This window comes from Sphaerimonospora mesophila, assembly GCF_001417795.1.
GTDB lineage: Bacteria > Actinomycetota > Actinomycetes > Streptosporangiales > Streptosporangiaceae > Sphaerimonospora > Sphaerimonospora mesophila.
On sequence record NZ_BCBX01000035.1, the window covers coordinates 137,994 to 149,707 of the forward strand.

Consider the following 11,714-nt stretch of genomic DNA (forward strand, 5'->3'; position numbering starts at 1 on the left):
TAGACTGTTTCCCTGACGTTTGGAGGACGGAATGCTGGAACGGCGGCCCGCCGGTCTTTCGGTGGCCACATGAGTCACGAGACGAATGACGGCCGGGCCGCCGGACCGGTCGTCCTGGACGGCGGCGACCGGCGCTGTGTGCGACTGCTGATCGAGCTGCGCAGCCTCGTGGACGGCCTGGCGCCGGGCGACGTCGTCCACCTGATCGCCACCGACCCGGCCGCGCCGATCGACCTGCCGGCCTGGTGTCATCTGACCGGCCACAGCTACCTCGGCCCGCTGCCGGAGGCCGACCGCCCCACCTATGCGCTGCGGGTGGAGCCGACGGGCCGCGCCACCCGCCCCCGGGCGCCCTGGCACCTCGCCGACCGCTGAGACACGCCTCGGTCAGCGCCGCCGAATATTGCTATATATCCCGACATAAGAGTAGAGTTTCGGGGCTTGCGATGGGGCTCGTTTCGCCGCGTGCTCACCCATCGCAGGCATCAGCGCCACCGCCCACGGCCCGCCTGGCCCTTCCCCCTCGCCAGGCGCGTCATCGCGGTCGTCGCCGCGATGGCGCCTCCACGTTGGGGCCGTTGGGCGGCACGGCGAGGTCTCCCGCCGTCGTCAGGCGGAGAGAGTGAAGCCCTGGTAACCCCGGGCGGCGACGTCGTCGCACCTCTTGCGGTACTGGCCGACGCCGGCGGCGTAGGGCATGAAGACCCGCGGCTTGCCCGGCACGTTGGCCCCGGTGTACCAGGAGTCCGTCTCGGGGAAAAGGGTGTGGGCGGCGACGAGGCCGACGTGGTCCACCCAGGCGTCCTGGGCCTGCCGGGTCGGCTCGATGGTGGTCAGGCCGTTGCGTTCGAGGTGGCGGATCGCGTCGGCCGTCCAGTCGACATGCTGTTCGAGCGAGACCATCATGTTCGACAGGACCGACGGGCTCCCTGGTCCGGTGATCATGAACAGGTTCGGGAAGCCCGCCGAGGCGATCCCGAGGTACGCACGCGGGCCCGTGCGCCAGCTCTCCTTGAGCGAGACCCCGCCCCTGCCCCGGATGTCGACGCTCGTCAGCGCCCCGGTGATCGCGTCGAACCCGGTGGCGTACACGATCACGTCGAGCGCGTGCTCCCGGTCCGAGGTGCGCACGCCCGTCTCGGTGATCTCCGCGATCGGCGTGCGCCGCAGGTTGACCAGATGCACGTTCTCCCGGTTGTACGTCTCGTAGTAGCCCGTGTCGAGACATGGGCGCTTGGTTCCCACGGGGTAGTCGGGACAGAGGTCGGCCGCCGTACGCGGATCCCCGACGATCTGATGGATCTTGTGGTGGACGAACCGCTTCGCCGTGTCGTTGGCCTCCCGGGAGGTGTAGAGGTCGGTGTAGGTGTACATCAGGGTGATCAGGCCGCCGGCCTCCCAGGCCCGTTCGTAGGCGGCTTCGCGTTCCTCCGGGGAGACCTCCAGGGCGGACCGCGTCGGCATCGGGACGGGTATGCCGAAATGGGACTCCCGCTGCTCCTTGCGGAAGGCCCGGTAGTTCGCCTTCATGTCGGCGAGTTCCTCCGGGCGCAGCGTGCGGTTGCGAGCGGGGAAGCTGTAGGCGGGAGTGCGCTGGAAGACGGTGAGATCGGCGGCCTGCTCCGCGATGAGCGGGATCACCCCCACGCCCGATGACCCGGTGCCGATGACGCCCACCCGCAGGCCGGTGAAGTCCACCCCCTCGTGCGGCCAGTCCGCCGTGTGGTAGGCACGGCCGCCGAACCGGCCGATGCCGGGGATCTCCGGCCGCTTCGGCACCGACACGCATCCGGTGGACATGACGAGGAAGCGGGCCGTCACGACGTCCCCGTGCTCGGTGCGCACCCGCCAGGCCCTGCCGCCCTCGTCGAAGGCGGCGGCGGTCACGCGCGTGTCGAAGCGGATGTCCCGGCGCAGGTCGAACCGGTCGGCCACGTGCCGCGCGTACCGGAGGATCTCCGACTGGGCCGGATAACGCTCCGGCCACTCGTACTCCTGTTCCAGCTCCGCCGAGAACGAGTACGAATACGCCAGGCTCTCCACGTCCACCCGGGCGCCCGGATAGCGGTTCCAGTACCAGGTGCCGCCGACGTCGCCACCGGCCTCGAACACGATCGCGGACAGGTTCATCTCGCGCAGCCGGTGCAGCATGTACATGCCGGAGAAGCCGGCGCCGACGATGACGGCGTCGACCCGCGAGGGGAGGGGGCGGGACGCGGTCTGCGCATCCCGATCGGAGACGGACAATGGCCCTCCTGGGGGGTGGGACGAACGCGAGGCGCCGAGACTCGCGGCGGGGACCTTCGCGATCTTTCGGGTGGGGGGGACGACCGGAGCGGTCAGGGCGTGGCGTTTCTCGCGATCGCTGTGCACGTCCCGCCGGCGAACGCGTGTTCTTCCGTACGGGGCCGGGGCGCGTCGATCCGACACGCCCCGGCCGTGATCACGTCAACCGGTCGACGACGATCTTGGCCACCTCCTCGGCGCGCTCCCCGAGGTAGAAGTGGCCGCCGGGGAAGCCGATCAGCTCGAAGGAGCCGGTCGTGTGCTCGGCCCAGGCCCGGGCGTCGTCCTCGCCGACCCGGGGGTCCTCGTCGCCGACCAGGGCGGTGACCGGGCAGCCGAGCACGTCGCCCGGCCGCCATTCGTACGCCCCGATGGCCCGGTAGTCGTCACGCAGCGCGGGCATGATCATCCGTACCACGTCCTCGTCGTCGAGCAGCCGCGCGTCGGTGCCGCTGAGCAGGCGCAGCTCGGCGAGCAGGGACGCGTCCCCGTAGCCACCCGGCAGCTCCGGCCGCCGCAGGCCCGGCGCGCGCCGGCCGGAGGCGAACAGCCGGACCACGGGCAGGCCCCGCCGCTCCATCCGCAGCGCCACCTCGAAGGCGACGCTCGCCCCCATGCTGTGCCCGAACAGCGCGTACGGCCGTCCCGGCCCCGCCTCGCCGCCCGAGGTCAGCACCTCGGTGACGCGGTCGGCGAGGTCGCGGATGTCCCGGACGCCGGGCTCGGCGCGGCGGTCCTGCCGCCCGGGGTACTGCACGGCCACCACGTCCAGCGCGGGCGACAGCAGTCCGGACAGGCCGTGGAAGTAGCTCGCCGATCCGCCGGCGTGCGGGAACAGCACCAGCCGCGGGCCCGTGGCGGCACCGCGGTGGAAGCGGCGCAGCCACATGTCCGGATCGCCGCCGGTCATGTGCCGGACCTCCCGCGCACGTTGACGGGCAGCGAGGCCAGCCCGCGGATGACCATGCCCTCGGTGTGCCGCGGGCCCGGCTCGGCGATCTCCAGATCCAGGGCCGCGATCTCGCCCAGCGCCGTCTGGACGGCGAGGCGCGCGAGCGGGGCGCCGAGGCAGAAGTGGATGCCGTGCCCGAAGCCGAGGTGGCGCGTGCCGGACGACCGCGCGAAGTCGAGGCGGTCGGGCTCGTCGTACGCCGCCGGGTCGCGGTTGGCGGCCGCGAGGACGAGCAGCAGCGCCTCCCCCGCGTGCACGGGGGTGTCGCCGATCACGGTGTCCTCGAGCACCACGCGGGAGATCACCTGCGCCGGCGAGTCGTAGCGGAGCAGTTCCTCCACGGCCGGGGCCAGCCGGTCGGGGTTGGCGCGCAGCCAGGCGAGCTGGTCGGGGTTGCGCAGCAAAGCGAGCACGCCGTTGCCGAGCAGGTGCACGGTCAGCGCGTAGCCGGCGGAGATCAACAGGGTGCAGGTGGTGACCAGCTCGGTCTCGGTGAGCCGGTCGCCCTCCTGCTCGGCCGCGACGAGCGCGCTGATCAGGTCGTCGGCGGGCTCGGCGCGGCGCCGCTCCGCCAGCTCGGCGAAGTACTGGTTGAACTGCTCACGCGCGCCCTGACGCCGGGCGACCTGCTCCCTGGTGAGCACGAAGTCGGGGTCGAGACCCCGGCCGATCTCGGCGGACCAGGCGCGGAAGCGGTCCAGGTTCTCCTCCTCCACGCCCATCAGCTCACCGAGCAGCAGCGCGGGCAGGGGGTGGGCCACGGCGTCCATCAGGTCGAAGGAGGTCCCGGCCTCGGCGAGCAGCCGCGCGGTGATCTCGGCGGCGCTCGGGCGCAGCCGCTCGACGGCGCGGGCGGTGAACGCCTTGCTGACCAGGGACCGCAGACGGGTGTGGTCGGGCGGGTCCATGAAGATGAACTGCCGGACCGGCCTGCCCTCGGGGTCGCGGCCGAAGTGCTCCGACACCGCCTGCCCGTCGCCCCAGCCGATCAGAGGGTCGCGCAGCGCGGCGGAGGCCTCACGATGGCCGGTGACGACGACGGTGCCGCCGGGCGTACGGGTGACGGGCCCCGCCTCGGCGATCTTGCGGTACACCGGGTAGGGATCGGCCCGGAACGTGGGATCGAAGGGGTTGAACGGCAGCAGCTGGGTGATGATGTAAACGCCCGGATTCGCCGGGAGGCCGGAGGGCGGCTCCTCGGGCAACGCGGGCGCGGCGACCGGGGTGACGTCGCCGTAGGCCACCGGCAGGTTCAGGATGACGGTGTGCTTGTTGCTCCGTGCCCACCGCACGGGCCCGGCCGTACGCAGCTCGCCGACGCGGTCAAGCAGCGCCTCCAGGACGATCCGCAGCTCCAGCCGGCCGAGCGCCTGCCCCATGCAGTCGTGGGTGCCGAACCCGAACGCGAGGTGCGGGTTCGGGTCGCGACGGATGTCGAAGGTGTGCGCGTCGGCGAAGACCCTCTCGTCGCGGTTGGCCGAGGCCCACCAGAAGGTGACCTTCTCCCCGGCCCTGATCAGCGCGCCGCCCACTTCGACGTCCCGGGTGGCGGTGCGCCGGTTGTACGGGGTGGGGGACGACCAGCGCAGCATCTCCTCGACGGCGCCGGGGATCAGCGAGCGGTCCTCGCGCAGCGCCTTCCACTGGTCGGGGTGCTCGGCCAGCGCGAGCAGACCGTGCGCGATGGCGTTGCGCGGCGGCTCTGAGCCGGCGCCGAGGATCAGGTTGAAGAACACCTCCCGCTCGTACGCCGACATCGGCCGCTCGTCGGAGGGCAGCTCGGCACGGGCGACCAGGGAGAGCAGGTCTCGGCCGGGTTCCGCCGCCGCGCGGGCCTTGAGCGCGCCGGTGCCGTACTGATAGAGCGCGAGGCGCGACATCTGCGAGCGTTCGGTGTCCTCGCCCGCCTCGCGGTCGTCGAAGCCCATGCTGACGTCGGCCCAGGCGCGCAGCGTGGGCCAGTCCCGGCGCGGCACGCCGAGCAGCAGCAGCGCCGTCGTGATCGCGAAAGGCCCGGCGACGTCCACCATCAGGTCGCCCTCGCCGCCCTCGACGGCCTTGGCCACCAGGTCCTCCGCGATGGCCCTTAGCTCCGGCTCCATGGCGGTCAGCGCGGCGGCGTCGACCGAGGGGCTGACGGCGTCGCGTACGGCCCGGTGCCGGGGGTCGTCCATCATGTTCAGCATGGTCCCGGCGTGCACGCCGGGGGCGAGGTCGTCGATGTGCGTGCCGCCGCCGGCGCGCCCGCCGCCGCCCTGGGAGGAGAACGCCGGATCGGCGGCCGCCGCCCTGATGTCCTCGTAGCGGCTCAGCACCCAGAAGCCCTCGCCGTCAGCGGTATGACCCGCCGGGTGAAAGAAGACCGGCGCCTCCTCGCGCAGGCGGGTGAAGACGTGATGTGGGAAACCGTCGGTGAAACGCCCCTGGTCGGAAAGGTCGAAGCCGCCCAGTGCGGGGGGAAGTTGCTGTTCTGTCATCACTGTTCCTTCGAGTTCTGCGGTGCGAGCTTTTCCAGAGCCGTGGCGGCGGGAGCCAGGTCGCCCGGCCGTCCTGCGGTGGCGACGTAGCCGTCGGGGCGCAGCAGTACGAACCCCTCCGCTCCGCCGTCGCGGTGCCGATGGGCGAGCAGCCCGGGCAGCCGTCCGGCGAGCGCGGTCCCCTGGGCGTACGCGTCGCCGCCCTCGGCGCCGACCGTGATGAGCTGCCACCGGTCGGCCTCGTCGGGTTCGAGGACATAGAGCGGCGAGCGCGTACCGGGCAGGGGCAGGCCGCGTGGGACCTTGGCGGGTGCGGGGATGAGCACGTCCGGATAGCGGATCAGCCAGCCGGACAGCAGCGGCGGGAGCTTCTTGCCCAGCGCGCCGGTGCGGTGGGCCAGGGTCATGAGCGCGTTGCGCACCCGGTTGGCGAGCGGGCTGAGCACGGCCTGCCTGGCCATCCGGCCGGTGGCCTGGACGGTCTGCTCGGCGGCGGCGCGGCGCTCGGGGTCGTAGCTGTCGAGCACGCCGGGGACGTACCGGCCCTGGATCACTCCGGCCAGCTTCCAGGCGAGGTTGCGCGCGTCGGCGAAGCCGAGGTTCAGGCCCTGTCCGCCGACCACGGAGTGCACGTGCGCCGCGTCTCCCACGAGGAAGCAGCGGCCGGCGCGCAGCGTCGAGGCGATGCGTTCGTGGCTGGTGAACGTGGTGTTCATGGTCAGGCCGGTGACGCGCAGTCCGCCGGGTCCGCGTTCGTCCAGCAGGCGCTGGGCCGTCCCCTCGTCGACCTCCACGCCGTCGGGCAGGGCGCCGGAGATCCGCACCCGGCCTCCGGGCAGCGGGGCGACCAGGACCACCCCGGTGCGGCCGAGATAGTAGGTCACCGCCTCCGGGTCGTGGCCGCCCTCCAGGTCGCCCTCGGCGAGCAGGAACCTGATCGGCAGCGGCGCGCCGGTGAACCGGGCGCCGATGAGATCGCGGACCGTGCTGCGGAAACCGTCGGCGGCGATCAGCCACTCGGTCTCCAGCTTGATCTCCGTGCCGTCCGCGCGGGTGGCCGTGACGACGACCCGGTCCGCCTCCTGGGTCACGCCGGTCACCCGCACCCCGCGCCGCACCTCGCCGCCGAGGCGGCGCAGCTCGTCGTCGAGCAGCTCGACCGTGTCCTCCTGGGGGAGGATCAGCGGCGCCATGTGCTGGGCCAGCGGCAGCCGCAGCGGGTTGCCGCCGGTGTGGTAGCTCAGCGCCTTGATCCGCGCGCCACGCTTGGTCGCCTCCTCCAGAATGCCGACGTCGCGGTAGAGCTCCAGCGAGGGCGGCCACAGGAGGATGGCGCGCGAGCCGCCCCCGGGCTGCTCGTCGGCGTCGACGATGACCGCGTCAACGCCGCGCCGCCGCAGTTCGCAGGCCATCATGAGGCCGCACGGGCCGCCGCCCACGATGAGTACGGTGCTTGGACTGTTCAATGGTGTGGCTCCTCCAGGGTCTGTCCCAGGTGCCGGGCGAGCTGCCGGGGGGTGGGGTGATCGAAGACGACGTCGGCCGGGAGGCGGCGACCGAAGGCGGTGCCGAGCCGGTTGCGCAGTTCCACGGCGGTGAGCGAGTCGAAGCCGGCCTCGGTGAAGCGCCGGTCGGGGTGGATCTCGGCCGGGGTCTCGTGGCCGAGCACGGCGGCGGCGTGGCCGCGCACCAGGTCGAGCAGCTCCCCCGGCTCCTGGATCGGGGGTACGGCGTCGCCGGTCTCCCCGGGCCGTCCGTCCTCCGGCACCGCGGTGAAGTCGGCGATCAGGGGGCGGCTGCGCTCGCCCTCGTACGCGGGGGCGAAGCGGCTCCAGTCGAGATCGGCGACCACCACAGCGCCGGTGTCCCCGTGCAGGTCACGGCGGAGCGCGTCCAGTGCCGAGGCCGGCGGCATGAGGCCCACTCCGCGGCCGGTCAGCCGTCCCCCTCGCTGCGGCCCTTCACCTGATCCCGGCCCAACCGGCGTCTGCTCCGGCGTCTGCACCGGGGTCTGCTCTGGAATCTGCTCTGGGGTCTGTGCCGACCACAGTCCCCAGGCCACGGACAGGGCGGGCAGACCGCTGCCGCGGCGGTGCTCGGCGAGCGCGTCCAGCTCAGCCCCCGCGGCGGCGTACGCCGCCTGGCCGACACCGCCGAACGTGGCCGCGATCGAGGAGAACAGCACGAACGCGGCCGGCTCCTCCTCGGCTGCGGCGGTCGCCGCGTGCAGGGCGTGGGCCGCGCCCGTGTTGCCACGCAGGACCCGCTCCAGCCGATCGAGGGTGAGCGTGTCGAGGGTGCTCTCCTCCAGATGGTCGGCGGCGTGCACGACGGTGCGGGGCCGATGCTCGGCGACGAGGGCGGCGAGCGCGTCGCGGTCACCCGGGTCGGCCGCCGCGACCGTGATCTTCTCTCCCGGCGCGGCGACGGGCTCGCCGGCCACCAGCACGACCCGCTCGGCGCCGTGGTCGACCAGCCAGCGGGCGAGGTGCCCGCCGTACGGCGTGACGCCACCGGTGACCAGCACGGTTCCTGACGGGCTCCAGGAGGGGGCGGACGGCGCGGCGCGCACCAGGCGGGCGGCGAGCAGTCCCACGGCGCGCACGGCCACCTGATCCTCGCCGCCGGGCGGCGCGGCGAGCGCCCGGGCCAGCCGCTCGCCGGCGCGGGCGTCGAGCCGCGCGGGCAGGTCGACGAGCCCGCCCCACAGGTCGGGGCGTTCCAGGGCGAGGCTGCGGCCCAGGCCCCAGATCCGGGCGCGGGCGGGTTCGGCGATCCGGTCGCCGGGCGCGGCGACGACCGCCTCGCGCGTGACCAGCCACAGCGGTCCCCGGGTGGGCCGCGTCAGGGCGAGCGTGGCGGCGAGCCCGCGGCTGAGCTCGGGGTGCTCCGGGTGCGGCGACTCGTCGAGGGCCAGCAGCGACAGCACGCCCGCGTACGCGCCGCCGTCCGGGGTGGCGGCGGTCTCCACCTTGGCGCCGTGCGCCGTCAGGGCCGCCACGACGTCGGTCACCAGTTCGTCGTGCTCATATCCCTCGGGCACGAGCACCTGCCAGGTGCCGGACAGCTCCGGCGGCGTGTCCGGCTCCGCCACGGGACGCCAGGCGACGCGGTAGCGCCACGAGTCGGGGCCGCCGTCGGCGGATCGCCGCGGCGTGATCCAGTAGCGGCGCGGCTGGAAGGGATAGGTGGGCAGGTCGAGCGGGCGGGCCGGGTCGAGGACGGCACGCCAGTCCACGGGGGCGCCGTGCGCGTACGCCTCGGCGAGCGCGCCGAGGAACCTGGCCCGGTCGGCGGAGCCGCGGCGCAGCGTGGCGACCACGGCGGCGGACGATCCGGCGGCCTCGGCCGTCTCCGCCACCCCGGCCACGAGCACGGGGTGCGGGCCCGGCTCCACGAACAGGGTGTGGCCGTCGGCGAGCAGCGCGCGCACGGAGTCGGCGAAACGGACCCGTTCGCGCAGGTTGCGCCCCCAGTAGGCGCCGTCGAGTTCGCGCCCGTCCAGCGGCCCCCCGGTGACGGAGGAGTAGAAGGGGATCGTGCCGGGCGCGGGGACCAGGTCGGCCAGCGCGGCGGCCAGCGCGGCGCGGGCCGGCTCCACGTGCGGGGAGTGCGCCGCGTATTCGACGTCGACCCGTCGGGCCCGCACGCCGGCGGCCTCGCACTCGGCCAGCACCTCGTCCAGTGCTCCGTGCTCGCCGGCGAGCGTGACGTAGGAGGGTCCGGTGACCGCGGCGACCGTCACCCGGTCGCCCCAGCGCCGCTCGGCCTCCTCCTGGGGCATCGTGACGGCCACCATGCCGCCCCGGCCGCGTGCCGCCGCCAGCAATCCGCTGCGGAGGGCGACGACGCGGGCGCCGTCCGCCAAGGACAGCACGCCGGCGACGGTGGCGGCGGCGATCTCGCCCTGGGAGTGGCCGGTCACGGCGGCGGGATGCACCCCGGCCTCCCGCCACAGCCGGGTGAGCGCGACCATCATGGCCCACAGCGCGGGCTGGGCGACCTCGTCCCGCCCGAGATCGGGCGCGCCGGGGCCGCCGCGCAGCGCGTCGGTGAGCGACCAGTCCACATGCGGCGTGAGGGCCTCGGCGCACCGCTCGATCTCCTCGGCGAAGGCGGGCGAGGAACGCAGCAGGGCCGCGCCCATCCCCGGCCACCTGCCGCCCTGCCCGGAGAACACGAACGCGACCTGCGCGCCTCCCGGCGTCGCCGTCCCGCTGACCAGGTTCGCGGCGGGCTCGCCAGCGGCCAGCGCGTCCAGTCCGCGGGCGAAATCGGCAGCCCCGGAGCCGAGCACCACCGCCCGGTGTTCCAGGGCGGCCCGGGTGGTGGCCAGCGACCACGCCACCCGCCGCGCGTCGTGCCCGTCGGCGTACGGCTGAAGCCGCGCGCCCTGTGCCCGCAGCGCCGCCTCCGACCGTGCCGACACGACCCAGGGCAGTACGGCGTCGTCACCGCGTTCGACTGCCCGACCGGTGTCATCGCCAGAGACCTCTGCGGGTGCGGCCTCGGCGGGCACGATCTCTGGGGGCGCGGTCTTGGCGGGTGCGGCCTCGGTGGGTGCGGCCTCGGTGGGTGCGTCCTCGGGGGGTGCGTCTTCGGCGGGGGCGGCCTCGATGATCACATGTGCGTTGGTGCCGCTCACCCCGAAAGCGGACACTCCCGCGCGGCGCGGCTCACCGGTGTCCGGCCAGGGCACGGCCCGGGTGAGCAGGGAGACCCGTCCGGCCGACCAGTCGACACGCGGGGTGGGTTCGTCGACGTGCAGGGTCGCGGGCAGCACGCCGTGCCGCATGGCCTCCACGATCTTGATCACGCCGGCCGCCCCGGCCGCAGCGGCGGAGTGGCCGATATTCGACTTGATCGACCCCAGCCACAGCGGCCGGTCCCGGTCGCGGCCGTACGCCGACAGCAGCGCCCGCGCCTCGATGGGGTCGCCGAGCGGGGTGGCCGTGCCGTGGGCCTCCACGACGTCCACCTGCGCCGGCGACAGCCCGGCGGCGGCCAGGGCCGCGCCGATCACGCGTTCCTGGGCCGGGCCGCTGGGCGCGGTGAGCCCGTTGGACGCGCCGTCCTGGTTGATCGCGCTGCCGCGCACCACCGCCAGCACCTGGTGCCCGTTGCGTCGGGCGTCCGACAGCCGTTCCAGCAGCAGCAGACCGATCCCCTCGGACCAGCCGGTGCCGTCGGCCGCGGCCGCGAACGAGCGGCACCGCCCGTCGGGCGACAGGCCGCGCTGCCTGCTGAACTCCACGAATCCGGCGGGCGTGGCCAGCACCGCGACGCCGCCGGCCACCGCCAGGTCGCACTCCTCCTGCCGGAGCGACTGCACGGCGAGGTGCAGCGCCACGAGGGAGGAGGAGCAGGCGGTGTCCACGGTGAGCGCGGGGCCCTCCCAGCCCATCGCGTACGCCAGCCGCCCCGACAGCACACTCGCCGCCACGCCGGTCAGCAGGAAGCCCTCCAACTCCTCGGGCGCCGGGTCCATGAGCCCGGCGTAGTCCTGGCCGCTGCTCCCCACGAACACGCCGGTCAGGGTGCCGCGCAGGGACTCCGGGTCCAGGCGGGCCCGTTCCAGCAGCTCCCAGGAGGTCTCCAGGAGCAGCCGCTGCTGCGGATCCATGGCCAGCGCCTCGCGCGGGGAGATCCCGAAGAAGGCGGCGTCGAAGTCGCCCGCCCCCTCCAGGAATCCGCCCCGGGTGACATAGGTGGTGCCGGGGTGGTCGGGGTCGGGGTGATAGAGCGCGTCCAGGTCCCACCCCCGGTCGGCGGGGAACGGGCCGATCGCGTCCCGCTCCTCGGCGACGAGCCGCCACAGGTCCTCCGGAGAGCGCACCCCGCCGGGGTAGCGGCAGCTCGCTGCGACGATCGCGATCGGCTCGCGGCGGCGCTCCTCGGCCTCGCGCAGCCGTCGCCGGGTCTCGTGCAGTTCGAGGGTGGCGCGCCTGAGGTAGTCGCGCAGCTTCTCCTCGGTCGAGGAGATCTCAGTGGTCACCGGC

General features: G+C 74.1%; 6 protein-coding genes. 1 reads left to right on the plus strand and 5 read right to left on the minus strand.

Annotated elements, in window-relative coordinates:
* Window positions 1-69 precede the first annotated feature (69 nt).
* Window positions 70-375, plus strand: a complete 306-nt coding sequence (locus tag AP234_RS14675) for a sulfurtransferase TusA family protein (protein ID WP_055480215.1) — start codon at window positions 70-72, stop codon at window positions 373-375.
* A 234-nt stretch (window positions 376-609) separates the two neighbouring features.
* Here AP234_RS14675 and AP234_RS14680 read toward each other — a convergent pair whose 3' ends face one another.
* The 5 genes from AP234_RS14680 to AP234_RS39525 all read right to left on the minus strand — a co-directional run bounded on the left by AP234_RS14680 (window position 610) and on the right by AP234_RS39525 (window position 11,710).
* The gene (locus tag AP234_RS14680; RefSeq protein ID WP_055480216.1) at window positions 610-2,247 is read right to left on the minus strand and encodes a flavin-containing monooxygenase; all 1,638 of its coding nucleotides are present in this window, start codon (window positions 2,245-2,247) and stop codon (window positions 610-612) included.
* 196 nt (window positions 2,248-2,443) lie between these two features.
* A complete protein-coding gene (locus AP234_RS14685) occupies window positions 2,444-3,196 on the minus strand; it encodes a thioesterase II family protein (protein ID WP_055480217.1) in 753 nt (250 codons plus the stop codon).
* On the minus strand, window positions 3,193-5,715 hold the full coding sequence (locus AP234_RS38630) for a cytochrome P450 (protein ID WP_235558178.1): 2,523 nt from the start codon (window positions 5,713-5,715) through the stop codon (window positions 3,193-3,195). Before AP234_RS38630 ends, AP234_RS14685 begins: the two co-directional genes overlap by 4 nt.
* Entirely contained in the window at window positions 5,715-7,181 is a 1,467-nt protein-coding gene (locus AP234_RS14700; RefSeq protein ID WP_063842922.1) for an FAD-dependent monooxygenase, read from the minus strand. The genes AP234_RS38630 and AP234_RS14700 overlap by 1 nt, the downstream gene beginning before the upstream one ends.
* Window positions 7,178-11,710: a type I polyketide synthase gene (locus tag AP234_RS39525; protein ID WP_055480218.1), complete on the minus strand. Its 4,533-nt coding sequence runs from the start codon at window positions 11,708-11,710 to the stop codon at window positions 7,178-7,180. The genes AP234_RS14700 and AP234_RS39525 overlap by 4 nt, the downstream gene beginning before the upstream one ends.
* Window positions 11,711-11,714: the final 4 nt, after the last annotated feature.

What these genes read in the sequence shown, in the direction of transcription:
- AP234_RS14675 (WP_055480215.1), top strand. Translation starts at nt 70, where the DNA reads ATGAGTCACGAGACGAATGACGGCCGGGCCGCCGGACCGGTCGTCCTG.
- AP234_RS14685 (WP_055480217.1), bottom strand. Translation starts at nt 3,196, where the DNA reads ATGACCGGCGGCGATCCGGACATGTGGCTGCGCCGCTTCCACCGCGGT.
- AP234_RS38630 (WP_235558178.1), bottom strand. Translation starts at nt 5,715, where the DNA reads ATGACAGAACAGCAACTTCCCCCCGCACTGGGCGGCTTCGACCTTTCC.